The organism is Arthrospira sp. PCC 8006 (assembly GCF_046480465.1).
In the GTDB taxonomy this organism is placed as follows: domain Bacteria; phylum Cyanobacteriota; class Cyanobacteriia; order Cyanobacteriales; family Microcoleaceae; genus Limnospira; species Limnospira platensis.
Genome location: NZ_PKGG01000065.1, coordinates 1 through 24,918, shown reverse-complemented (window position 1 = coordinate 24,918; position 24,918 = coordinate 1). Strand labels below are relative to the sequence as shown.

The window sequence follows — 24,918 nt, the reverse complement described above, 5'->3', positions numbered from 1 at the left end:
TCTGCTGTCAATTCTCAATTCCCCAGGACCATATGACAATAATACCGATTTAAGTTTTTCGTTCTAAGGTAGCTTCCATGATGCTGGAGAGATTGAGATGATGACCGGCCATCATGCCACTAGAATAATAGTATCGATTATTGTCAAAGCGGCGGAAACTTTCCCAGCCACTGCGTCGCTGGCGTTCATCCCCAAGTACCCAAAAGCGCTGGACAATTAGGGAGGGACTGATTAAGCCTTCGCCTTCGACCTTACCGAAGGTGCTATGCTGCATTAAAAAGGTGTACTGACGTTCGTTGTTGTCGAGTCGTCCTCGATACTGCAAAATGATGTCATCACGATCGCTTCCTGGAAACACCAACTTAGTCACCAGACTGAACCACTGACTCTGATGCCATGCAACTAATGTTTTACCACGAACGCTGATAGGCGCTTGATTACGATCTAGCCAGGTTCCTTCCACCAGCCACTGACCAGGTTCCATTAAAAAAGTGTGAGCCACAGCACTAATTTGTTACTTAGTGGTCGGGAAACTGTTGAGCAGATGCCATTTTGCACCAACTGGGGTTATTATAGCCCAATCATGCGATGAGGGTGAAAAATATTCCCTAACAGGACAGATTGACGAGCGCCTGTAACTTCGGGTAGATTACCAGGAATGCCGAGGGTGCGCCAATAGGCGAGGACAGCAAAAGCGATCGCTTCTTTAAAATCAGGATCAACTCCAGCATCGGCGGTGGTGATAATAGGGATAGGGTGTAAAAGCTGTTCTAGGCGGGTTCGGAGATAGCGATTATGGCATCCGCCGCCACATAGGAGGACTTGATCGGGTAATTGGGGCAAAAAATGGCGATAGCTGTGGGTAATGGAAACAGCAGTAAGTTCTGTTAAGGTGGCGAGAATATCGGCTGGGGAAAGATTATAGACTTGAGTCTGGTGTAAGTATTTTTGGAGATATTCAGTTCCGAACAATTCCCGTCCGGTGGACTTAGGCGGCGGAGTCTGAAAAAAGGGGTCTTCCATCAGCTTTTGGACTAATGGAGTGCAGGGAGTACCACGATGGGACCATGCGCCGTCTATATCATAACTTTGGCGACCATCAGATAGATATGCGACGGCCAAATCTAGTAAAGCATTACCAGGTCCAGTATCCCATCCCCGCACCGGATGTGATCCGGTCATATTTGCGGGAGGTAAAACGGTAACATTGCCAATACCGCCGATATTTTGAATACAGCGATAGAGGTGAGGGTGACGGAGGAGGTAAGCATCGACAGCGGGAACAAGGGGCGCGCCTTCTCCTTGGGCGGCGATATCAGAGAGGCGAAAATTACCAACGGTAGTGATACCGGTTTGATGAGCGATCGCCTCTGGTCGCCCTAGTTGTACACTATAGCCCAAAGGAATGGTGGCATCGGGGTGGGGGGGTCGGTGATAAACGGTTTGACCGTGGGAACCAATTAACTCAGCCGGTGGTGATTGTTGTTGGATATTCAAAGCCGCCCGAGAAAATTCGACAGCGATCGCATCATCACAACTGGCTAAATCAGCCACAGAAATGGATGCACCCCCACACAGGGCTAAAATTTGCGATCGCAGTTGAGGGGGATAGGGATAAGTAGCCTTAGCGAGACATTGCACTTGTAGATCAGTAGTTGATCCTTTCAGACGTACTGAAACCGCATCAATACCATCGACAGAAGTACCGCTGATCAGACCAATAACAATAGTCATGGAAGCCTAATTAATCGTCCTCATTGATCAACACCACAATGACGGTGATATTATCTTTACCTTCCCTGTCAATAGCCGCATCAACCAAAGCCTGAGTCGCCGCCTCACAGGCGCGAATAGATTTAAGCTGATTAGCAATGATAGAATCTGGTAACTCCTCGGTCAGGCCATCGCTGCATAATAATAGGCGATCGCCCGCTTGAATTTCCATGGGAAAAATATCAATTTGAGATAAATCTTCCCGTCCCAAACACTGAGACAAAACGTGCCGCCAGGGATGTACCCGCGCATCATCAGGGGATATAGCCTTACGTTTAACCGCTTGCGCCACCCAAGTTTGGTCTTCCGAAATTTGAGTTAACGTATGTCCCCGTAGGCGATAGAGGCGGGAGTCTCCCACATTAGCACACCAGGACTGCCCGTCACGAAACAAAGCCACCACTGCTGTCGTCCCCATATCAGAACGTTCAGGATGGGAGATTTGGTCATCAAGGATAGCGCGGTTAGCAGCTATAAAGGCTTCCTTGAGTAATACCTGGGAAGGATCGGAAGAATCCCAATGAGCATTAAGATGTTCTGTGATAGTTTTAGTGGCAATTTGACTAGCCTCTTGACCCCCAGCATGACCACCCATACCATCAGCGACGATAAAAAACCGTCCTTCCTGGTCTATGTAATAGGCATCTTGGTTGACAGTGCGGACTTTTCCCGTATCAGTCAAACCCGCGAAATAGCGTTTCATAAATCCTCCTCCGTGCAGACTAGCATCAAATCGGTACTCTGATTAGTGAGGGGGGGAAACTGAGAGTGATTTCTATATTCCATAGGATACCAGCGAGTTGAGTTAACAGCAGTAGCATCTTTGACGGGACGCTTGGACTGAGCTAAAATTCCTTTAATAATATCAGTTTTTTTAGCTAGAAAAATTTTAATATCTTGAGTCCCATTTTTTAGATGACATAGTTACCATAGGATTTACAGGTGGTTTTTTGGCATGAATAACCTAGGTTTAATTTGACCTTTTTATTGGGTCAAGTTATCTGAGAAAATATGAAAAGCAGGTACTTTCACCCCGGCACTTTTTTAGCCCTCTTCACCTATTCAACTGTTGAGTTGGACGGCTTATGACACAGCGATCGCATTGGTTAAGTGATAGCCGATTAGCCGATGACAGGATACCATGGTTGAGGTTGGGCTTGGGTGTCATCCCGAGGAAGCCACGTCGCCCATTCCACAACCCCTGATATCTGATACCTAAAGCATTCTATCAAAGCGATTGATTTGTCTAATCAGCCGTATCAAAACAACTGCCATCAGCAAAGCCAAAAAGGCAATCACAAGGGCTAACCACACTTTATCACTAATAAACAGTAGTGTTGCCGATAAAGTAAATGCCCCCACTAACAAAGCGTAGTTAGTCCCCATTTGCACGTTGCCGACCCGGCGCAGGAGGCGATCGGTTTCCGTCGCCCGCACCCGCATTCTCAAATCTCCTTGTTCCAATTTATCAAGGGTTTGTTCAATGCGACTAGGTAAACCAAAAGCGGTGGAACTCACCTGAGCCGCTTGACGACCGATTTCATTTATGATACTATTAGTTGTTTGGGAGCCATTTCCATTAGACATAAGTTGTATGGCAAAGGGTTGTGCCACCTCCATAAAATTAAATTCCGGGTCTAAGCCTTTACCGACCCCTTCGAGGGTAGAAAAAGCACGCATCACAAAAGTAAATGTAGCCGGGAAGCGGAAGGGTTGGTCATAGGCGATCTCATAGAGATCATCACTAATAGCGGCAATGGATTGCTCCTCAAAGGGTTGATCCATGAAATTATCTAGCATATACTGGATGGAGCGCCGCACGGGACTCATATCCCCAGTAGGAGCCAAAGCCCCCACTTCAATGAGGGATTTCACGACGCGATCGCCATCCTTATTAGCAATGCCAAAAAGGGTTTCCATCAGCTTTTCCCGCAGATTGGAAGTAATCCGCCCCATCATACCGAAATCATAAAAGATTAGTTGTCCCTGGGGACTAACGGCAATATTACCCGGATGAGGGTCAGCATGGAAAAAGCCATCATTAAGGAGTTGTTGCAAATAGGCTTTAGCACCCATTTGAGCCAGTTGTTTCCGGTCCAAACCGGAGGCTTCCAGGGCTTCATAGTTACTAATTTTAATCCCGGGAAGGTACTCCAAAGTCAGCACCCGTGGGGATGAAAATTGCCAACAAACCCTAGGAACCTGAACCCAATCACAATGGCGGAAATTACGCCGGAAGGTATCAGCATTGCGACCCTCATTAAGATAGTCTATTTCCTCCCAGAGAATTCGGCAACACTCATCATAAATTCCCAGCCAGTCACGCCCTCGACCCCATTTAGGATGATTTTGGAAATAGCGAGCAATACCTTTGAGAATAGCCAGATCGACCTCAAATAGCTGTTTAAGTCCAGGTCGTTGGACTTTGACCACCACATCAGCACCGGAGTAGAGTTGAGCCTTGTGGACTTGGCCCAAACTGGCGGCGGCTAGGGGAACCGGGTCAAAGTTACGAAATAGTTGCTCAACGGATTTACCAAAATCTTGGTCGATGATTTCCCGACATTGTTCATAGGGAAAAGCGGGGACACGATCCTGTAGTTTAGAAAGTTCCTCGACATATTCACCGGGGAAGAGGTCAGCACGGGTAGAGAAAAGTTGACCTAATTTGATAAAAGTAGGTCCCAGGTCTAGGAGGCTTTCTCTGACCCAGATAGCCTGCTGTCTCTTTCGGGTTAGTTTTTTGTCTTCGGTGTAACCACCTATGTAACTCCATTGTTTGCTGTCTCTCCACAGCCACCCCAGCCAGAGGAGAACAAAGGTCCAAATGTCAATAAATCGCCGTTGACGGGAATAATGTTTACGGTTCCAACGATAGGATTTTTCACCATAGGGTTTGGGAGTGGCTGAAGCCACTGGGTTAGGTGGGATATTTTCATGGTTCCGGTAGGGATGATTTGACTCATCAAGGGGAACAGACACTCGCGTTTCCAAAATTGCGTTTCCAGCTAATCAATGGGTTTAATTAAGGATGTATGACAGGATGTATGGCAGTAGTCTGCACTTAGGCTTGGTTGCGGTAACGCTGTAGCTCCGATCGCATTTGGGCAATTTCCGCCCGGAGGTCGTCGATAGTTTCCTGTAAATCAACTGATTCGGAACCAAAGCCACTATTATCAGCCATTTGATTGATACCCTGTTTTTCCGCCTCAGAATCGGCTTTCTGGATGACCTGATTGGTGAAATCACGGAGTTTCTCCCGTTGTTCGGCATCAAATTTGCCTAATTCACTCAGGCCATTGGACAAGATGTTTTCGATTTGTTCATAGAGTCCTTCTGCTAAGGCGCGGCCCACAAAGAAAGAATGAACAGATGGCTTACTCATATAAAAGTTTTGCTAAGTTCCGTAACAAATTATAACGCGGTTCCTCTCAGATGCACGCGCTTTTTGATGTGGAAGCTGATTATCCCTGGGGTCTGGAAGTGAAAAACTGGGATAATTCCCAATCGGGTTGGCTTGGTCTTGGGGGTACAAACTCATCCCAACGTTTTGGGTTTTCGTCCTCAAGGGGGCGATCGCTCTCACGCAGTTGATTGTCTAACCATTGATCATAATCATCCTGAACCTGCCGTTGAGGTAAGGTGGTAGGTAAATCCCGATCGAGAGGTGAGTTGTTGAGAATGTCAGGGTTAACTGGTGCTAACTCTGGTAACTCTAGGGGATAAGAAGGTCGAAAGTCGTCAATAGTGGTCTGGTTTGAACGTCTAGCAGGTATGCGATCGCCATAATCTTCTGTCGGGCGGTTGTGGGTATGATCATCGTGAGAGTTCTGAGTTGGTAGAGGTTCTAGGGCTGGGTAATTCTGCCAATAGGATGAACTAGGGGACTCAGGAAAGGCTTGATCAGCATAATCATCCCTACTGGTGATGCCTCCAGAACCATTGTAGAGATATTGATCATCATCGGTCGTTGGTTGAAAAGCGACATCTTTAATAAGTTCTGCTAGATTGGTACTCCCATCGCCCAATAATTCCAGGTCTTGATCACTAATTAAGTCCGATTCCTGATTTTCTCCCACTAGGGCGGGTGTCTCAAAGATAGGGGAATTTGGATCTATGACCAGGCGTGGCTCTTTTTCGGATTTTAAATAGCTGTCGCTGGGTCGGGTAGCTAATTGTTGACTATAGCTGCGGGTAATTGCAAACCCTAACCAACCGGAGATCATAGAAGTGAGGAAAAATGCTAGGAATAGCCCCCATTTCGGAACAGGCGATCGCCTCATGTATKTGGTAGAAGATTGTTGCCGATGATATCCTGCGGAGGTGGCAGAATTATCATTAGGGGTGTTCCGGGTGCTAGTCTGTGTTTCTCGGTTATGGTTTTGGTAGGGGACTTTGACCACAGGTTCCCTGATAATTAGGGCTTTTTCCGGGGTAGGGAGGATATTCAACCATTCGGATATGTTAGAGGGACGATTTGAGGCTTGGATCTCTAATCCCCAGCGCACAGCTTCTTCCACGTCTGGGTTTAAGTCTGGGTGCAATTTTCGCAGTGATGGTTTTTCGACACCGATTAATTCCCCTGTGAGTTGGTTAGCACATAGGGGCGCTTCTAGGGGTGTTTCCCCAGTCAATAGATAGTACAGTAGGGCTGAGAGTGCATAGATGTCTGTGGCTGGGCTAGGTTGTTCATTGGGAAGATATTGTTCAAGGGCGGCATATCCACCGCAGAGGGGACGGTTATAAATATAGCGGTTGAGTTGATCAGGTTTGAGATGACTACCTACTCCCAAACCACTAAGTATCACGGAATTACTCCCGGTCGGCTTAATAATGCAAGCCGGTTGCAGATTACAGTGAATGAGTCCTTGTTGATGAATTACTTGTAGGGCTAATGCGATTTGGCGAATGTAGTGAATAGCCTGTGGGACGGGTAGGGGGGGCTGAGTTTTTAGATACTCTTGTAGAGATTGACCGGGAGTGTAGGTCATCACTAAAAATGGGAAGCCCAGTTCATCAAATAAGTCTATAATCCCGACTAAATTGGGATGCTGACAGCGACTCCAACGTTTAGCGATCGCCATAAATTGATGTTGCAGTTGTGGGATATTTTGATCAGGGTCTAGGTTCGGGTCAAGGGTTCTAATGGCAACGATTTGACCTGTTACCTGATTAGTCCCCCTGTAGGCAATGCAGAAATCTCCCTGACCTAAAATGCTATCAATTCGATATTTTCCATTCCCAACAGTGGTTAAGTTCATTTCCCGACCTTCCAATTTTAGCCCTAATCGTTGATCTGGTTCCGGCTATTATGCGATCGCCAATCACCATAGTTATACCAGTCCTAGGATAGTCTAATCCCTTTTGGCAATAGTAGTGTGTTCCTTAACCTTGATTTAGCCATAATTCGGCTGTACGTTTAGGGGGTTGCCGTTTCCTATGGGTTAGATTGAGTTTTAGAGGCATTTTTGCCGATCGTAGCGATCGCCACTCCGGTTAGAATGACTATGGCTCCTAATATTAATCGCATTGAGGGAACTTCTGCAAATAGCAGATAGCCCAAAAAACTCGCCGCCACAGGTTCGAGTAAAATAGCCAGTGTGACTAAGCTGGGGGAAGTACGGTTAACCGCCCAATTAAAGCTGGTGTGGCCAATTAGTTGGGGCACTAATCCCATCAGGATTAGATAAAAATAGACTGTGGGAGAATGACCAGTATAGTTAACTCCCCAGAGTAGGGGTAGGGGTAGCAAAATCATCGCTCCTACAGTATAGGCGATCGCTATATATGCACTGAGGGATAGTCCCCGCTGTTGTGCTTCTCTTCCTAACATCAGATAAAGGGCGGCGGTGATCGCACCCATTAGGGCTAAAACATTCCCGGCGATCGGATTAGACGCTACTGTGGGTAATTTAGCATCTGCTAAACCGATAATCATACCTCCACTCAGGGCGATCGTCATTCCTAATATGGTGGCTTTCCCAGGTTTTTCGTGTAACCATAGCCAAGATAACACCGCTACCCAAATAGAACTGGTAGTCACAATAGTAGTTGATGCCGCAATGGATGTATAAGATAGGGAAGTTATCCAGACAGCAAAATGGCTGGCTAAACATATCCCAGCAGCAATAGCGTAGAATATCGCCTCTGGTTTATAGGTGCGCCAGGAAACTCTCCCCCAGGTGGGGGTTAGCAATAAAGCCGCAATAGATAGCCGGGAGGCAGATATTAGCAAGCTAAACCCTACCCCCCGCAGCCCCGCTGCATCAATGGCTAAACGCACGAAAATTGACCCCGTAGAGATGGCTACCACACCCAGAAAGACGATCGCTATAACTAGCCAAGGGCGCTCATTATTTAAGGTTTTCATGACTGGCTATCTGATATGGTTTTTATATGGTTTGATGGAGTTTGATGGAGTCGGGTAGGTTATGAAGATTAAGACAATATTTGTGCATCCTGTTAAGGGTTTGACCGCGCAAGTATGCGATCGCGTCCAATTGGTGGAAAACTTTGGCATTTTTGGCGATCGCGCATTGGCTTTGATGTTTACAGATATGGGAGAGGCGCAACCGCTGACTCCCTGGCTATCAAAAAAGCATTTTGCTGTTCAAAATGATTGGGGACACTTAGCTAGTCTCAATTGTGCTTATGATACTACCAGTCAGACTTTGGAAATTACCAAAAATGGGGAATTGTTAGTGGCGGCTAATGTAGGGACTGAAACCGGACGCGATCGCATTAGTGCCTTTTTCAGTGAATATCTACAAACTCTCAGCCCTAGTCCCTCTGCTAGACATCCCCAATATAGTCCTGTGCGTTTGGTGGGAAGCACTACCGGGGAAACTCGCTATCAAGACCGTGACCAAGGACAAATTTCGATTATTTCTCAGGCTACCCTCGATGATATTGCTGAAAAAGTTGGGGTTAATTACATTGATCCACGCCGTTTTCGAGGGAATTTTATAGTTGATAATATTCCGGCTTGGTCGGAATTTAACTGGGTAGGAAATCGCCTCAAATTGGGGTCGGCTTTGGTGGAAGTAATCGCCCCTATTGGTCGCTGTCTGAATATTGATGTTAACCCAGATACAGGCGATCGTGATATCTCTCTGCTGTCTCAACTCTCCGCCAAATTCGGACACGCTCAAACTGGAGTCATTGCTAAAGTTATCACTGGTGCAGTTGTAACCACAGGAGAAACTGTCACAATTAAATAGTATCAATAATTAATTATTAATACTGCCTACAAAATAGCATTAATTTAGCACAAAATAACCCCGAAACCAGCAATTTTCAGAGTCATCATAGTAGGGGAGACGGGTATTAATTAACTTTAGTGAGGACAAAAACACTCCCGACATTACCTCTGCCAATCCGCATATCTTCGTCCAAATAAGTAATATCTAACCATCCTTGTTGTTGCTGTTCTTGGAGGGTAAAATCTACAGCCAAGAACTTTTTATCAGATTCAATTTCATCAATAAACTGATTAGGGTATTGATAGGATATCAGGCGTTGTAAGCCGATGACAAAACGATTAAATTTAACCTGAACTCGCTTTTGAGAAACCGCTTCAAATCGGGCAGCCACACTAACCATGCCTTCCAAATAGGGGATACCGACAATTTCAGCAATGTTGTAAATTTTGCCAGTGCGGGCGCGAATACATTGATAAATCTGCCCCAAATTATAAAAAGGAAAGCGGTCAATTCCCAAAAGTTCTTGGCTGTTGGTGTAAAGTAGTCGCCAATTGCCATCTAATAACTCAATTGCTTCTACAGGTCGAGGTGTGGGGTTATAATCTTCCAATTGAGCGATCGCAGAGAGAATAGCAGTTTTGTCGCTCTCTGTAGCCAGTAAACCTCGATTTTTACCGGCAATGGCTTCTAATAAAGTCGCTTTTTTGAGCATATCACAATGTTTTGGGGATAAATTTGGGGAACCCAGGTGGTTTTCAGCACTAGTTTAACCTGCTATAATGACTACCAATGCCATAGTATAGCGATAAATTACCCGACCTGCCCCTAAAATGTGTCAAAATCTGAAATTTTCTTGAGGCTAAACTGAATGCTTCCTAAAGTTATTGGTGGGCGCTACAAATTACTACAAAGGATTGGAGGAGGATCATTTGGCCAGACCTATCTGGCCGAGGATAGTCAGTTGCCTGGAAACCCTGAATGTATCGTTAAGCAACTCAAACCTCAAATTACTGATCCAGGAACCCTACAAACGGCTAGAAGGCTATTCAACAGTGAGGCTCAAGTGTTGCATAGCTTAGGCTCTCGCCATCCTCAAATCCCGACATTGTATGCTTACTTTGAAGAAGACCAGGAATTTTATCTGGTACAGGAGTTAGTAAGGGGGGAACCACTAACAGAAGAGCTACCCCCTGGCAGCCATTGGACAGAAGCCCAGGTAATTGACTTTTTGGAGGATATTCTGTCAATTTTGGATTATGTGCATCAGCAAAACGTGATCCATAGGGATATTAAGCCGTCTAATATTATGCGACGCAATGCAGATCAAAAGTTGATGCTGATTGACTTTGGGGCGGTCAAACAAATTCAAAAAGCAGCCGGGGGTAGTGATTCTAATTTGACGGTTGCTATCAGTACATACGGGTATTCGCCACCGGAGCAACTTCAGGGGAAACCTCATTTTAGTAGTGATTTGTATGCGGTGGGAATGACGGCAATTAGGGCTTTAACAGGTATTCAGCCTCACCAATTAGAACGAGATCACACCGGAGAATCAATCTGGAAGCCGAAAGCCTGTGTTAGTGACGGGCTAACTGCTATTTTAGATCGGATGGTGGCATCTCATCTGGTCGATCGCTATCAGTCGGCGGCAGAGGTTTTGGCTGACGTGCAACGGCTTAAACAGGTGGTAAATGACCCAACTATGCTCACCAATGCAGGGGGAGTAGTGGCGGCGACTCAAGTGCGCCCGCCCGCCACTGGGGGACATATTTCGGGGGAAGAGACCAGACAACAAACGATGGCGGGGACTGCGGTGGGAAATAATTTGGCTCCAACTATTGCACCCTCACCTAGTCCGGGTGTGGCGCAGTTGCCAACTCTGGTTAAGTCCAATCCGACAACGGTTTCCAAAGGGTTATCGGTAAAAGGGTGGTATGTGGGGGCGGCTTTGGCTGGGTTGCTGGTATTTTTGGGATTGTTTGAGCTAGTAGTGCCGACTTTTAGACCTGCTTACTATGTGCGACGGGGTAATCAACTGTTAAACGATGCTCGCGCCGAAGATGCTCGCAATATGTTTGTTCGCGCTACTGAAATTCAACCTAATCATGCGGCAGGTTGGGCGGGTCAAGCGAATGCTTTGGCGGAATTGGGAAGGCACGATCGCGCTTTGGTAGATTATCAAAAAGCTCTGGAATTGGACCCAAACAACCCTGATTTGCTGACGAGTAAGGGAACATTACTTTATCAAATGGGAGAGCCCCAGAAGGCTTTAGATACTCATGAACAGGCGATCGCCATTGATCCTAATTATGCTAGGGCTTGGCATGGTAAGGGTATTGCTTTAATTGGTTTGCAGCGATACGATGAGGCGGTGGAGGCTTTTGATCAGGCGAAAACTCTTAGGCCATCTGCTCCTAGTGTTTGGCAAAGTAAGGCGATCGCTCTGGAATATCAGGGGAAAATGGCCGAGGCGGCGCAGGTGTATTCGGAAGCACTGGCTACCTATGATGATATTTTGAGAGAACAACCTCGACGGGCAGAAATTTGGGTCGAACGCGGTTCTGTACTGAGTAAGTTAGGCCGCCATGAACAGGCTTTAGAGTCCTATGAGAAGGCTTTGGAAATTAACCCAGATCACTTTCAAGCCTTGCTACAAAAGGGCAATGTCTTGTTTTCTCCCCTGGGACGTACTGAAGAGGCGGTGACGATATCAGATCGCGCTATTGAAGTTCAGCCAGAGTCTCATCTAGCTTGGCATAATCGAGGATCTATCCTGGCTGGTGGTCGGGGAGATTTTGAAGGGGCGATCGCCGCCTATGACCGGGCGATTGAGTTGCGGCCTTCGTTTGTCCCGGCTTTACGAGATCGAGGGTTTGCTCTCAGCCAGTGGAGTCAGGCGCTACAGGCTGAAGGAAATACGTCAATGGCTTCTTCTAAGGCTAATGCAGCCCTTGAGTCTTTTGATCAGGCTTTGAATATTAACCCTAATGACCATCAATCTTATGTGGGTAGGGCGATCGCTTTGAGTCATCAAGGGCGCTATGATGAGGCGCTCAATGCCTTTGACCGAGCCCAGGAAATTCAACCTCAAGATCCCTTGATTTGGGTGAATAGGGGTTTGGTTTTGGAAAGAATGGGGCGGAATAACGAGGCGATCGATGCTTATGACCAGGCTCTGAAAATTCAACCCGGTTTCCCCCCGGCTGTGCGATCGAAAAATCAATTGCAACAGCGCCTATAACTCACAGATACTTGGCGACTTTTCTCCCCAGCCCTACTACGCAATGGTCTGGGGGCCTTAATTTGGGGTTAGGTTATATATGCGCGCACATTTTCCCATGATACTATCTTAACTCCAATCCCCGAAAATGTCAAGGGGAAATTTAGAGAAACCCCCCTAATACTCAGGGGGGTTTGAAGGATTAACCTTTCAGGTAAGCCAACATGGTATCAGCATCAGAGACTTCAAAGGGGTCTGTGGGGCAGTTATCGCCGAAGTCTGGCTCAACAAAGATTTTTTCAATTTTGCCATCGTTAACGACCATAGAATAGCGCCAAGAACGCATTCCAAAACCGAGGTTAGACTTATCAACCAACATCCCCATTTTGCGGGTAAATTCGCCATTACCATCAGGGAGTAAGAAGACTTTGTCCGCCCCTTGTTGTTTACCCCATTGGAACATTACAAAAGCGTCATTAACAGAAACGCAGACAATCTCATCAATTCCTTGAGCTTTGATTTCATCGTAGAGTTCCTCATAGCGGGGTAGGTGGGTGGAGGAACAAGTAGGGGTAAAAGCACCAGGTAGGGAGAAGACGACAACTCGCTTGCCGCCAAAAATTTCTTGGGTGGTTCGGTCTTGCCAACGGAAGGGGTTAGGGCCACCTACGGACTCGTCACGAACGCGGGTTTTAAATACAACGTCGGGTACTTTTTCGATAACCATAGTTTGTTGAGGTAATTTACTAAAAATGTTCTTAATTCAGAATAATTCTGATTTGTCGATTTGTAAATGAGTATTTATAACTATTTTAAGAATGAGTCTGATTTCAAGTTGACTCTGGACTAGAAACAGATATAATGGGGCATGAGTAGAAAAAACTGAGACCAATAGCGATCTGAGATGGAGAGTGGACTAGAGCAAACAGAAATTGTCAAACGGCTGAAGGGGAAAGGTTTAAAGGTAACTCCTCAGCGTTTTGCGATCTATGCTAATCTGTTGTCTCGTGCTGACCATCCCACGGCGGAACAACTACTGACAGATTTAAATAAGGATTTTCCGGTATCTTCTCAGGCGACGGTTTATACTTCTGTGCAGCTACTAAAGGAAGTGGGGTTAGTGCGGGAAGTGTTGCTGGAGCAGGGGATAGCCCGGTATGATGGAAATGTCGCGCCGCATCACCATTTTCAGTGTCGGGAGTGTAAAGCGATCGCAGATATTGCTTGGGAAAAACTCTCGCAAGTAGATCTTAGCCAATTGGGGTCAGGTTTAGTAGCGGAAAGTTACKAAGTTACAGTGCATGGTTTGTGTGACAATTGCGCCCGCTCAAAAACCCAGAAACCCGATTTAGAAGAGTAATTCTGAGGGGAGGGTCTCAAAAAGAGATGATCGAGGGCGGTCTGATGCGAATTGGTGGTAGAATTAGAGGTAATCGGAGCAAAATAGTAGCCGTGGTGGGCGAACTTTTGTATAAAAGCTAGACGCTGTGTAAGACCAAAAATTGGCTAGTCCAAGGTTGACAACGGCGGCTCAAACAGGAAGCCTGGGCTGTAGGGGGAAGTGGTAAACTCGCTCCCACCTCAGCACCGGGTGCGTCACCAAAAGATTGTACTTACTCGCTACTAAAGGTTAATTGAGGCGTGGCCACACCCAACCGCAAACCAATTTTACTAGATTTTGAAAAGCCCCTAGCCGAACTAGAGGCTCGTATTGATCAAATTCGCCAACTGGCGGAGGAAAATGGGGTTGATGTTTCCGATCAAATTAGGCAGTTAGAAAGCCGAGCGACCCAACTGAGACAGGAAATATTTAGCAGTCTGTCGCCTTCGCAGCGTCTGCAACTAGCGAGGCATCCTCGTCGTCCCAGCACGTTAGATTATATCCAAGCGATGAGTGATGAGTGGATGGAGGTGCATGGCGATCGCCGAGGGTATGATGATCCGGCATTAGTGGGGGGAGTAGGGCGTTTAGCGAATCAACCGGTAGTAATGCTAGGCCATCAAAAGGGTAGAGACACTAAAGATAATGTGGCTCGTAATTTCGGCATGGCGGCTCCGGGAGGTTACCGGAAGGCGATGCGACTAATGGAACACGCCAACCGCTTTGGTATGCCAATTTTAACGTTTATCGATACTCCCGGAGCCTGGGCTGGGGTAGATGCGGAAAAATTAGGTCAAGGGGAGGCGATCGCGTATAATTTAAGAGAAATGTTTAGCCTAGATGTTCCGATTATTTGCACAGTAATTGGGGAAGGAGGATCAGGGGGAGCTTTAGGTATAGGAGTAGGGGAACAGCTATTAATGCTCGAGCATTCTGTGTATACAGTAGCCACCCCAGAGGCTTGTGCTGCCATTCTTTGGAAAGATGCAGGCCAAGCGCCCCAAGCCGCTCAGGCTCTGAAAATTACTGCCCCTGATCTAAGAGAATTAGGGATTATCGATCAGATTGTACCAGAACCCGATGGGGGAGCGCACAGCAACCCCCTACAGGCCGCTGAAAAGCTCAAGCAATGTCTGGTAAGGACTTTGGGTGAATTAATGTCTTTAACCCCAGAGCAGCGCCGAGAAATGCGCTATCAGAAATTCCGCCAGATCGGGGTATTTTCAGAGATAGTTCCGGCATAAGTCAGGGAGGCGTTTCAGGTATTTTGGGTCAAAATTTTGCGCGATTGTATTGATAGAGATATAATGTCTGAGTAACAAATTTTAACAATTATCTCATAATCAGCAATTGCAGCAGTTGTTACATCAGTTAAAACCAAGCAAACCTCAATACAACCGTAAATGAGTTCACCCCCAGAACGACGAGCGCTAATTACAGGAGCCAGTAGTGGCATTGGCAAGGAAATTGCCCTAGCCTTTGCAGATATTGGCATTCATATGGCGTTAGTGAGTCGATCGCTAGAAGCATTGGAAGCGGTAGCTGAGTCGGCAAGAAAAGCGGGAGTAGAAGCGAAAGCCTACGCCTTAGACTTATCCAAAACCGACCAAGTTCACGCGCAAATTGCCACGATTTCCGCCGCCTTTGGCCCTTTTGATATTCTAGTGAATAATGCAGGCATGGGCTATACTGAATCCTTGGCTAATACACCCTTAGAAGACTGGCAAAAGATTATAGATTTAAATTTGACCAGTGTTTTTGAATGTATTAAAGGCGTATTACCAGGAATGCGAGAAAAAGGTGGCGGAACCATAGTCAATATTGTTTCCATTGGTGGTAAGCAAGTATTCCCCAACTGGGGCGCTTATTGTGTGAGCAAATTTGGATTAATGGCGCTATCAAAAGCCGTAGCCATGGAAGAACGACCCTATGGAATCAGAGTAACGTCATTATGTCCGGGGTCTGTAAATACTGGTTTATGGGATACAGAAACTGTGGACGCTGATTTCGATCGCAGTGCGATGTTAACGCCGTCAACCGTTGCCCAATCAGTTGTACACATAGTTCAACTACCGCCAGAAGCTACCATTGACGAACTGATTTTAATGCCCAATATCGGTACGTTCTAAATGCGTGATTCTGTTAACCATTTCACTTTGTTCTGAATTGTTTTCAAATTATTATGACTATCGCATCCTCAAACAGTTTGAATTCTGCCGATACATCTAATCCTAATGGCATGAAAAATGTAGATAGCTCCAGCCGCATTGCCACCCGTCCGGATCGGAGTTCTTCTTGGCACGGAAGCCCGGAAAACCTGGGTAGAAGGGAAGTGACTCAAGAGGAAATGATGGGTGCTGTAGAAACTATTTTGTTAGGGGTAGGGGAAGACCCGGAACGGGAAGGGCTGCTGAAAACCCCGAAAAGAGTCGCCGAAGCGATGCGATTTCTGACTAACGGCTACAGTCAATCCCTGGAAGAACTGGTAAATGATGCCATCTTCGACGAAGGACATGAAGAGATGGTTTTAGTTAGGGATATTAATTTCTTTAGCTTGTGTGAACATCATATGCTACCCTTCATGGGTAAAGCCCATGTAGCTTATATTCCTAACCAAAAGGTGATTGGATTAAGCAAACTGGCTCGTGTGGTAGAGATGTATTCCCGTCGCCTCCAGGTGCAGGAACGTCTGACCCGACAAGTAGCCGAAGCTATCCAAAGCGTCTTGGAACCCCAGGGTGTAGCAGTGGTGATGGAAGCAAGTCATATGTGTATGGCAATGCGAGGGGTGCAGAAACCAGGTTCTTGGACAGTGACCAGTGCCATGATTGGTGTCTTCCAAGATGATCAAAAGACCAGGGAAGAATTTTTGAATCTAATCCGTCACCAACCTTCGTTTTAACTGATTTGATACCCCAACCCGATCTGAATTAGGGGCGGGTTCACGAATAGCCTGGGTGGAAATAGAGTCGCGCCTAGGAACCCGCCTGTAAAATCTGTCTTGGGGTGTGGGCTACGGAAAAGTGGTGCTGGGTTGGTTTTCCCATGATAGGGTATGCTCAAGGGCTGACGAGAAATACACGGTCTGCCCTCGGTTCCCTGTTTCCCTGGTGGCGGGGGGCGGTTTTCAAAGGAAAGCCTCCCTCCTCCAAAACAATAATCAACCTTAGTGGGGCTAGGCGTATTTCTCACTATAAAAAGCTCGAATCGGCTAACCAGAGGTAATACTCGCGCCGTGGGAGAAGCCCGCACCATAGTCTGGCATGAGTGGCGGGTACAGCATCACKTATAGCATCACCAGGATGGTGCATAGTTTTGCAGCTTTCTAGCTAGGATAACCCAATGACTCAACCCATTAAATTTGGTACTGATGGCTGGCGAGGCGTAATTGCTGATGATTTTACCTTTGAACGAGTTAGGTTAGTGGCTCCGTTGGCGGCAATGGTGCTACAAGAAACCTTTGGGGATACAGGGAATAAAACTATAATTGTTGGTTACGATCGCCGTTTTTTGGCGGAGGAGTTTGCTGGTGATGCTGCCGCCGCAATTCAACGGGCGGGGTTTGATGTTAAACTCAGTAACAGCTATGCACCAACTCCGGCTTTTAGTCTGGCAGCCTATCAACAGCAGGCTTTAGGGGCGATTGTGATTACCGCCAGCCATAATCCCGGTAAATATTTGGGACTAAAGGTTAAGGGTGGATTTGGCGGTTCAGTAAATCCTGATGTGACCCAAAAGATTGAAAGCCTTTTAGATAAGCCTCTTCCATTGGCTGAGACTCCTGGTAGTTTGGAGTCCTTCGACCCTTGGCCGGGATATTGTGAAACTTTGAGAGCCAAAGTGAATATGGCTGCTATTACAGAGGCGATCGCCTCTGGAAAGTTAACCGTGTTTGCTGATGTCATGCACGGTGCGGCGGCTGGAGGACTGGGGCGACTGATTGGCGATGGTGTACAGGAAATTAATAGCGATCGCGACCCGCTGTTTGGTGGCGGCGCACCGGAACCCCTACCTCGCTATTTGTCCGAACTGTTCCGACAGATTAAAAGCCATACTCCCAAAGCTAATGGGGTGACAGTGGGGCTTGTTTTTGATGGAGATAGCGATCGTATTGCAGCAGTCGACGGCCAGGGAAATTTCCTCAGTTCCCAGGTTCTAATTCCGATTCTGCTAGAACACCTATCAACCAGACGGGGATTTACTGGGGAAGTGATCAAAACCGTGAGTGGTTCTGACCTAATTCCTCGGATAGTAGAAATGTTTAACCTACCATTGTACGAAACCCCAATTGGTTATAAATATATTGCAGATCGGATGTTATCCAATGCCGTGCTAATCGGCGGTGAAGAATCAGGAGGCATTGGTTACGGCAATCATATCCCCGAAAGGGATGCGCTACTGTCAGCCCTTTATGTCCTAGAATCCGTGGTAGCGTCAGGGGAAGACCTGAGCCAAACTTATCACCGTCTACAGCAGCAGGTGAACTTCAGTTCAGCTTACGATCGCATTGATTTACCCTTAGCCAGTATGGATGTGCGTCAGAGGCTGGTCACTGAATTAGATAATAACCCTCTGACAGAAATTGCTGGCGTGAAAGTAGTTGATTGTCTCACCGTAGATGGTTATAAGTTCCGATTAGCCGATAATCGTTGGTTACTAATCCGCTTTAGTGGAACCGAACCAGTATTGCGCCTTTACTGCGAGGCAGATAGTATGGAAACCGTGAAGCAAACCCTAAATTGGGCTAAGGATTGGGCGTTAAGCCATAATACTTGACCTGAGACCTGCGGGGAGGATATCAAGCTAGGATTGGCGATGCCCCTAGGGCGGGTGCAGCAGTCATGTTTTCCTTGAATGGACTCGAACACCCGCCCCTACAAAGAACTGCCTAATATTGGCTAATAGCCTGTCCTCTGGTTAAGTTAAGTGTACGATTGTGCCTTTCCTGTTTTAATGAATGAGTGGACAGTAAGCCTGAGAGCAGAGTAGGGAGACAAGCATAATAGGGACATAATTTGCTCTCACGCTTCAGATCGATTTAGAGGTTAATCGCTGATGGGGAAACAAGACTATCAACCGCAACCCTCGGTTAATGATGACAGTAGACCGCCAGAAGAGGTCTTAAATGCAGTCATTCAAGAGGTGGAGGCTTTCCACCGGAATTTTAGGGATCGGCTATCACAGGATGTCCTACGACTTCAGCAGGATAAAGATCGTCTGATCGCTGATATTGAAAACCTGCAACGACAACATCAGGAGTTACAATCCCAAAAATCACAAACTTTATCCGAACGGGACCTAGCCCAACAACGGGTGTGGCTGAAGCAACTGGCGCAAATTTTAGCTAATAATTTGCAACGGGAACTGATTGCGCGTATTAATCAAATACGAGTTGAATCTGATCAACCTTTGCTGTCAGGGGAGGATACTCCTATGCTGTCGGGAAGTTCAGAGGCTCCTGCTGATTTGGCTCCCCAGGAGTTAGAAGCAGTTTTAGAAGGCAGTCTCAATCAGACTTTTCACGGTCTACAGCAGGAGTTAAATAGCTATCACAGCGATTTATCTGAGCGGTTGACCAATATGCAAACCCTCGAACAGCAGGTTGAGACTTTGCTAGAAACCGTGGTAAATCGGTTGCGACAGCAGTTGAATCCTACCGAAGAGTTAACGCCCGATTCGTCCCGCCCATTGCCGCCAGAGTCCGGTGACAAGTCAGAACTTAAGATTACACATAAACCTAAACCCCCTCAGGCTCCTAATGCGCCTTCTAGTGTGCAGGTGGGTTTGTTTTTGGCGCTGATGTCGGCGTTGGTGCTGTCGCTGTTTAATGTCTGTTTGAGGATTCTTCTGAAAACCTCTGATACTCCCAAAGTTATGTTTGGGCTGTTTGAGGTCGATGGGGTGATTACTCCGGGTTTGGGAAATTCTCTACTGATTCTGTTGCTGAGAATGATTGTGGTAATGCTACTCATGCCATTTTTAGCAACTTTTCTGTATCCTGCGGTTTGGAGTGATATTCGCCGATTTTTTAATTCGGGAGACTCTAAACTTATGGCAACGGTTATCGGTAGTGGTTTCTTCCTGTTTTTGTCTCAGGTTTGTATCTATATTGCGATCGGTGAAATTCCTACCGGGATTGCCATTACCATCTTCTTTGTCTACCCGATTATTACCGTTTTGGCTTCCTGGGGACTTTTTGGCGATCGCCCTAGTTTAATTAGAATAGGAGCAATGTTCACCATTTTAATTGGTGGTATTTTATCTCTACCCAACTTTTTTGGAGGCGCAGCCGGTAATACCGAAATTGGAGTTTTAGCAGCCTTGGGAGCCGGAATTGCCTTTGCTGGTTATGTCCTACTCACTCAAATTGCTGCTGGCAAATTGCATCCAATTCCATTTAGTTTGGTGAATTTTGCTTCGATTTTTGTGTTTTGTTCCCTAAGTTTGATGTTATTGCCAGATAATCTCGGGTTAGAAGTTAACCCAGATTTATGGAATCCCATTATCATCGGTGGGGCGATTTTGGGGGTACTCACCCTATTAAGTTATTTACTTAATAACTTCGCTATTCGTTCGGCTGGGGCTGCATTAGCTTCCATTATCGGCACTTCTGGACCTGCACTAACAGCTTTGCTGGCTTTTCTGATTATTGGCGAGGCTTTGAGCTTCAAGCAAATTTCAGGAATGGGTTTGGTAATTATCGGAGTAGGAAGTATGAGTGTCGAACGGATGTTACTTGCTAAACGCAAGACTTAGTTGAGTTACGGAACTGTCTTTGGCAGTTCCGATTCACTCTTTTTATTCATATTTACATAGTTCAATTTTTGAATGCTATTTACACATGAGCAAACCGACCAGTAGACCCTTTGAGAATTTTTTTAGTAATTCTCGTTTAGTTCGTTATTTGCTCCTGTTTGCCTTTGGCTGGGCTTTTATCCAATTTATTGCCTATTTTGAAACCATCATAATTGTTTTTGTCTTTGCCGCTATTTTTGCCTTTTTACTCAATTATCCCGTCCAATGGCTACAGAAATACACCAGCCATACTGTCGCCGTTGTAGTCGTGTTTTCAACTAGCTTATTATTGCTCATAGGTTTATTGGCAACTTTGGGCTTGGCTATAGTTTCCGAGTTGCAACAATTTGTCAGCCAAGCCCCAGATTTATTGGATTCTTTTGTCAATCTTGTTGACCAAATAGAAACCTTGCTAAAAAATGCTAATATTCAGGTTGATTTAGATTTTTTACAAGAAGATTTAAAGCAGGAAGTCTCGAATTTATTTGGTTTTGGGACGGCGGCTGTTGGTAAAATTTTATCGGGTTTAGTAGAATTTATTATCATCTTAGTCGTGACATTTTTTATGTTACTTAATGGCGAAGAACTTTGGGCATCTTTTCAAAGTTTTTTTCCCTCGAATATAGAGGATTTTACCTTATCTTTGAGAAATAACTTTTTGGGCTTTTTTAGGGGTCGATTAATTTTATCGGTTTTTTTTGGATTCTCGGCTTTTTTTGTCTATTTAATTCTACAAGCACCCTATCCCCTATTTTTGGCGACTTTAGTGGGAGTTTTTGATTTAATTCCGGGAGTCGGTGCGACCATTGGCATTATTCTGTCAGCCATAATTGTTTTACCCAAGGGAATTTTAATTAGTTTGCAAGTCATAGTTTATTGCGTTTTATTGCAGCAGATTGAAGAAAATATTTTGATGCCTAGAATTATGCAAAATTCCGTTAATCTCAATCCAGTTGTTATCTTTTTTGCTTTATTACTGGGGGCGAGAATTGCGGGATTTTTGGGCTTATTTTTATCCATTCCTATCGCGGCTGTAATTGTAGGTTTTGTGAACATCAAAAATGCCGAGGTTAAGCAAATACCAGGCAACAATAAACAGTGATTAATCGCATTAGTCCAAAAATGGTGATTCTGATAATAATGTAGCCGCCTGTTTCATCGTTAAAATCTCAGAGTTAACCCAAGAGTGCGGAGTTTGACAATGGTGGGCAATTAGTAACCCCCATAATTGGTGATTTTTAATCACGGGAACAGCTAAATTAGCCTTAACTCTGATGCTTTTCAGAAAATCACGATGGCAGGGGTCAATGTCGGCTTCATCAATATCTGAAATCGCCGATATTCTCCCTTCTAAATAGAGTCTAGCATATTTATTGCTGAAACAATCATCAGCCCCGGCGGAGCCATAAATGGAATAGTCGATATAACGCAGTGATTCAAAGGTGACTTGTCCGCGCCATTCCTTGTAGAAGTAGTACAACACTATCCGATCGCTCTTCAGGTGTTTTCGTAACCCATTCAGGGTTTCCTGAATTAGGCGATCGCGATCTTCCACCTGTTGTAAACGTTCAACAAACTGTTGAAAGCGTGGGTCACTGTTAGGGTTAGGGTTACTATTGGTTGAATCACCGAATATATCAGGGAAGTTCATCTCTTGTAATTAAGTTCAGAATACAACCACCATCTAAATTATAACACAGAGGTAATACTAGCCACCAATTAAAATAAATTTTAACAAAAAAATGGCAGCTAAAACCCACATAGCTAGAGTAGTTTCTGACCATTTACCCTGGAGGGTTTTCAGAATTGGATAAGCAATTAATCCAGCCGCTAAACCATCAGCAATAGAGTAGCTTAATGGCATAATAAATAGGGTTAAAAATGCCGATATAGACTCAGCCGGGTCGTCCCAAGCAATTGACCGGACACTAGCCATCATCAACACTCCTACTATAATTAAGGTGGGGGCGGTAGCAAAAGATGGAATCCCCGCCAATAGGGGTATAAATAGGATGGAAAGGAAAAATAAAACCGCCACGGTAATGGCATTAAATCCACTGCGTCCCCCTTCGGAAATACCTGATGCTGATTCAATATAAGTTGTGACGGTTGAAGTGCCTAAAATCCCTCCTATTGTGGTGCCAACTGCATCGGCTATAAATGCCTTATTTGCCCTAGGAAGTTCGCCTTTTTCGTTGATATATCCGGTTTTCATCCCTAAGCCGGTTAAGGTGCCAACCGTATCAAATAAATCCACAAACAGAAAGACAAATATAACTGTTAACAGTTGCCAAAAATTACCCTGTAATATTCCTCCCAAACCAACGAAGGCTTGACCTAATAAATCTCCGGGAAATTGCGGTAAACTAATGATACCTTGCGGCCAGGGGGCAATGCCTAAAATCCACCCTAATAATGCGGTGGCGATAATACCCCATAATAAAGCCCCAGTAATGCGACGGACGACAAAAGCGGCAGTGATTAAAATGCCAATTAGGGTAATTAATACGGTGGGTTGGCTAAGGTCGCCTAGGGTGGTAACGGTAGCTTCGGATGAGATGATTAAACCTGTCTTGGTCAGGGCAATATAGGCGATAAATAGACCTATTCCGGCGGCGGTGGCGTGTTTAATACCGCTGGGAATGGCGGTGACAATTTGGGCGCGAATATTTCCGAAGGTGAGGGCGATAAAAATTAATCCCTCGATGAAAATTGCGCCTAGGGCGACTCGCCAGCTAATTCCTTGGCTGAGGACGACGGAAAAGGCAAAATAAGCGTTTAAACCCATTCCTGGGGCTAGGGCGAAGGGATAGTTAGCATATAACCCCATAATTAGGGTAGCAATGGCGGCGGATAATGCGGTGGCGATCGCAATTTCTCCGAATAGGTCGCCAGGGGTTTCTAAAAAAATGGCGTTGGAAAGAATATCGGGGTTAACCACCAAAATATAAGCCATAGTCACAAAGGTAGTGACTCCTGAGACTATTTCGCTTCGCAGGTTAGTTTGGAGTTTCTCAAACTGGAAAAATTTAGATATGGCGCTTTCTTGAGATGGGGGATTTTCATTCATAGGGATTAAAATATATCGCTATCTAGGAATTTGTATAAGGATTAACTAATGGGGTTTTTGCTTGACCAATTATTGGATAATTAATAGTTATGGTGGCTACATATAGCATATCTGTGATGCCTATAGCCAGAAATTTAATAATAATTTAGCAATTGCCTGGACTACCGGGACGGGGACAGCATTACCTAGTTGTTTTTTGGCAATACTGGGGTTTTTATGTAACACAAACCAATCGGGAAAACCTTGTAATCTTGCTGTATCTCTGGCGGTGATTTCTTGATAATTTTGAGGATGATAGATGGTGTTGATAAACTCTTGCTTATATCGTTGATGATTCTGACAACTAAAGGATTTGGTGGCTACAAATATTTGGTTTCCTGTCGCGGTTAAGGTGGCGATCGCTTGGGCGTGGGCTAGATAGATTTTGGCGACTCCGTTAATACCAGAAGATATTTTAGAATTAACAAACTCATAACCCTGATTTTCTATATGTCTTAAAATTCGTTTTTGCATCAGTTGATTAAGTTCCGATTCTTGTAAATCATCAATTAACTGTTGTAATGCTGCTAAAGGAATGGGATTACCGTCTTTAGGTCCATAGATTTTTTTGCGCCTATTTTTGAGGATTATATCACAAATTTGTTTTTGGCGATCGCTAGTTTCGATTAAATCCCAAGAATGGATGGTTGTTTGTCCATTTCGCACGTCGGAAAACAGAAAAAAATCATTGAGTTCATCATTTTTTTGAAAGCGACCTCGCGCTGGGGGAATATGGTTGCCAAATAAAACCTGGGGCGAAAACTTTTTTTTNGATGACGGCTTCCTGAGAGACCCCTTCCACAAAATTAAACAGTTGGGGATGTTGATTTAAGGGTTGGGGAAATTGGAAGTTTTGACCTTGATTAATATCTCGACGTATTCCCACAATAAAAACGCGATCGCGGTCTTGCGGTAAGCCAAAATCTGAGGCATTAAGTACCTGCCATTTTAGATGGTAATTGGCGGCGGATAATGACTCCAGAATACTCTCAAACTGTGGGCGGTGTCTGGGGTCGGTTAAACCCTTGACATTTTCGAGGATAAAAGCTAGGGGTTGATTAATTTTAATAACTCGAATAGTATCTAACCATAACTGACCTCTTGGGTCATCTAACCCCCGCAGTTTTCCCGCAATTGACCACGGTTGACAAGGAACTCCCCCCGTGATTAAATCGACAGTAAAGGGGAATTTATGAAGCGATCGCATATCTCCTAGGTTGGGTTCATCACGATTAGCATATCTGATAAAATTGTGTTGATATACCTGAATAGAATTCGGTTCTATTTCCGAATATCCCAAACATTGACCGCCCCAATTTTCTAAAGCAATGCGAAAGCCACCAATACCGGAAAACAGGTCAACAAAGGTAAATTTAGGCGGGTTAATTTGAAGATTCAACAACTCTGTTGGCATGAATTTATCCCCAGATTCTAAGTT

At 45.3% G+C, this 24,918-nt stretch carries 22 protein-coding genes; 9 read left to right on the top strand and 13 right to left on the bottom strand.

Annotated features, from left to right (window positions below):
* Window positions 1-49: 49 nt before the first annotated feature.
* The 7 genes from B9T16_RS11995 to B9T16_RS11965 form a co-directional block, all read right to left on the bottom strand.
* Window positions 50-502 carry a hypothetical protein gene (locus B9T16_RS11995; RefSeq protein WP_006617511.1) on the bottom strand — a complete coding sequence of 151 codons (453 nt, stop codon included), beginning with the start codon at window positions 500-502 and terminating at the stop codon, window positions 50-52.
* 68 nt (window positions 503-570) lie between these two features.
* The gene (locus B9T16_RS11990; protein ID WP_006617512.1) at window positions 571-1,734 is read right to left on the bottom strand and encodes an anhydro-N-acetylmuramic acid kinase; all 1,164 of its coding nucleotides are present in this window, start codon (window positions 1,732-1,734) and stop codon (window positions 571-573) included.
* Window positions 1,735-1,744: 10 nt separating this feature from the next.
* Window positions 1,745-2,476 (bottom strand): PP2C family protein-serine/threonine phosphatase, encoded by a 732-nt coding sequence (locus B9T16_RS11985; protein ID WP_006617513.1) that lies wholly within the window; start codon window positions 2,474-2,476, stop codon window positions 1,745-1,747.
* Window positions 2,477-2,988: 512 nt separating this feature from the next.
* Complete coding sequence (locus B9T16_RS11980) at window positions 2,989-4,755, bottom strand: ABC1 kinase family protein (RefSeq protein WP_410244862.1); 1,767 nt, start codon at window positions 4,753-4,755, stop codon at window positions 2,989-2,991.
* A gap of 82 nt (window positions 4,756-4,837) precedes the next feature.
* Window positions 4,838-5,158, bottom strand: coding sequence for a DUF6825 family protein (locus tag B9T16_RS11975; RefSeq protein ID WP_006617515.1), 321 nt, complete (start codon window positions 5,156-5,158; stop codon window positions 4,838-4,840).
* Window positions 5,159-5,237: 79 nt separating this feature from the next.
* Window positions 5,238-7,034 carry a serine/threonine protein kinase gene (locus B9T16_RS11970; protein ID WP_410244861.1) on the bottom strand — a complete coding sequence of 599 codons (1,797 nt, stop codon included), beginning with the start codon at window positions 7,032-7,034 and terminating at the stop codon, window positions 5,238-5,240.
* A 176-nt stretch (window positions 7,035-7,210) separates the two neighbouring features.
* A complete protein-coding gene (locus tag B9T16_RS11965; RefSeq protein WP_410244860.1) occupies window positions 7,211-8,143 on the bottom strand; it encodes a DMT family transporter in 933 nt (310 codons plus the stop codon).
* A 61-nt stretch (window positions 8,144-8,204) separates the two neighbouring features.
* Here B9T16_RS11965 and B9T16_RS11960 point away from each other — a divergent pair, with 61 nt between their 5' ends.
* On the top strand, window positions 8,205-8,993 hold the full coding sequence (locus tag B9T16_RS11960) for an MOSC domain-containing protein (protein ID WP_410244859.1): 789 nt from the start codon (window positions 8,205-8,207) through the stop codon (window positions 8,991-8,993).
* Window positions 8,994-9,099: 106 nt separating this feature from the next.
* On the opposite strand, the gene B9T16_RS11955 is transcribed toward B9T16_RS11960, so the two are convergent.
* Window positions 9,100-9,687: a PAP/fibrillin family protein gene (locus B9T16_RS11955; protein ID WP_006617519.1), complete on the bottom strand. Its 588-nt coding sequence runs from the start codon at window positions 9,685-9,687 to the stop codon at window positions 9,100-9,102.
* Window positions 9,688-9,843: 156 nt separating this feature from the next.
* Here B9T16_RS11955 and B9T16_RS11950 point away from each other — a divergent pair, with 156 nt between their 5' ends.
* Window positions 9,844-12,216, top strand: coding sequence for a tetratricopeptide repeat protein (locus B9T16_RS11950; protein WP_410244858.1), 2,373 nt, complete (start codon window positions 9,844-9,846; stop codon window positions 12,214-12,216).
* A gap of 181 nt (window positions 12,217-12,397) precedes the next feature.
* On the opposite strand, the gene B9T16_RS11945 is transcribed toward B9T16_RS11950, so the two are convergent.
* Window positions 12,398-12,922 (bottom strand): peroxiredoxin, encoded by a 525-nt coding sequence (locus B9T16_RS11945; RefSeq protein ID WP_006618493.1) that lies wholly within the window; start codon window positions 12,920-12,922, stop codon window positions 12,398-12,400.
* Between the two features lie 177 nt (window positions 12,923-13,099).
* On the opposite strand from B9T16_RS11945, the gene B9T16_RS11940 reads away from it, so the two are divergent.
* The 7 genes from B9T16_RS11940 (at window position 13,100) to B9T16_RS11910 (ending at window position 21,473) form a co-directional block, all read left to right on the top strand.
* Complete coding sequence (locus B9T16_RS11940) at window positions 13,100-13,555, top strand: Fur family transcriptional regulator (RefSeq protein ID WP_410244857.1); 456 nt, start codon at window positions 13,100-13,102, stop codon at window positions 13,553-13,555.
* A 281-nt stretch (window positions 13,556-13,836) separates the two neighbouring features.
* Window positions 13,837-14,820, top strand: a complete 984-nt coding sequence (accA, locus tag B9T16_RS11935) for an acetyl-CoA carboxylase carboxyl transferase subunit alpha (RefSeq protein WP_062945936.1) — start codon at window positions 13,837-13,839, stop codon at window positions 14,818-14,820.
* A 159-nt stretch (window positions 14,821-14,979) separates the two neighbouring features.
* Window positions 14,980-15,705, top strand: coding sequence for an SDR family oxidoreductase (locus tag B9T16_RS11930; protein WP_410244856.1), 726 nt, complete (start codon window positions 14,980-14,982; stop codon window positions 15,703-15,705).
* A 53-nt stretch (window positions 15,706-15,758) separates the two neighbouring features.
* Window positions 15,759-16,478, top strand: a complete 720-nt coding sequence (gene folE / locus B9T16_RS11925; RefSeq protein WP_006618497.1) for a GTP cyclohydrolase I FolE — start codon at window positions 15,759-15,761, stop codon at window positions 16,476-16,478.
* Window positions 16,479-16,918: 440 nt separating this feature from the next.
* The gene (locus tag B9T16_RS11920) at window positions 16,919-18,352 is read left to right on the top strand and encodes a phosphoglucomutase/phosphomannomutase family protein (RefSeq protein WP_062945935.1); all 1,434 of its coding nucleotides are present in this window, start codon (window positions 16,919-16,921) and stop codon (window positions 18,350-18,352) included.
* Between the two features lie 279 nt (window positions 18,353-18,631).
* Window positions 18,632-20,332 carry an EamA family transporter gene (locus B9T16_RS11915; protein ID WP_410244855.1) on the top strand — a complete coding sequence of 567 codons (1,701 nt, stop codon included), beginning with the start codon at window positions 18,632-18,634 and terminating at the stop codon, window positions 20,330-20,332.
* Window positions 20,333-20,417: 85 nt separating this feature from the next.
* Entirely contained in the window at window positions 20,418-21,473 is a 1,056-nt protein-coding gene (locus tag B9T16_RS11910) for an AI-2E family transporter (protein WP_006618500.1), read from the top strand.
* A gap of 9 nt (window positions 21,474-21,482) precedes the next feature.
* On the opposite strand, the gene B9T16_RS11905 is transcribed toward B9T16_RS11910, so the two are convergent.
* The 4 genes from B9T16_RS11905 to B9T16_RS11890 all read right to left on the bottom strand — a co-directional run.
* Window positions 21,483-22,022 carry a GAF domain-containing protein gene (locus tag B9T16_RS11905; protein WP_006618501.1) on the bottom strand — a complete coding sequence of 180 codons (540 nt, stop codon included), beginning with the start codon at window positions 22,020-22,022 and terminating at the stop codon, window positions 21,483-21,485.
* A gap of 57 nt (window positions 22,023-22,079) precedes the next feature.
* Window positions 22,080-23,441: an NCS2 family permease gene (locus tag B9T16_RS11900; protein ID WP_006618502.1), complete on the bottom strand. Its 1,362-nt coding sequence runs from the start codon at window positions 23,439-23,441 to the stop codon at window positions 22,080-22,082.
* Between the two features lie 120 nt (window positions 23,442-23,561).
* Complete coding sequence (locus tag B9T16_RS11895) at window positions 23,562-24,146, bottom strand: DNA cytosine methyltransferase (RefSeq protein WP_410244854.1); 585 nt, start codon at window positions 24,144-24,146, stop codon at window positions 23,562-23,564.
* A 31-nt stretch (window positions 24,147-24,177) separates the two neighbouring features.
* Window positions 24,178-24,918 (bottom strand): DNA cytosine methyltransferase (locus B9T16_RS11890; RefSeq protein ID WP_410244853.1); only part of this gene is annotated, 741 nt, incomplete at its 5' end.